Here is a 270-nt window from a genome sequence, read left to right as displayed (position 1 = left end):
ATTCCGTAATCCACAACATTCTTATACAAAAACATTATTAGCATCAACACCAAAAATTTCAGGGTAAAGGGGAATGTAAGATGAAGAAGTTTTTATTATTTGTCATTATGACCGTATTAGCAATTACTTCTGTCGCTTGCGGTAAGAAAGAGACGCAAAAGGCAAGTGCTGGTAAGGGAGAAGGAGATCGATTAGTAACGAATATTAGTAGTGATCCATATACTCTTGATGCTGCTATTTCGACAGATAGCACGTCAGGTTATGTAATTG

The 270-nt window shown here is 36.3% G+C and carries 1 protein-coding gene; it reads left to right on the top strand.

Features of this window, described 5'->3' with window-relative positions:
• Positions 1–80: 80 nt before the first annotated feature.
• Positions 81–270, top strand: a 190-nt coding sequence (locus CVH10_RS20845; RefSeq protein ID WP_219924922.1) for a hypothetical protein, incomplete at its 3' end; no start/stop codon positions are given.

Source organism: Halomonas sp. ND22Bw (assembly GCF_003011945.1).
In the GTDB taxonomy this organism is placed as follows: domain Bacteria; phylum Pseudomonadota; class Gammaproteobacteria; order Pseudomonadales; family Halomonadaceae; genus Halomonas; species Halomonas halophila.
The sequence above is the reverse complement of the archived record's forward strand: the minus strand, read 5'-3'. Positions and strand labels throughout refer to the sequence as shown.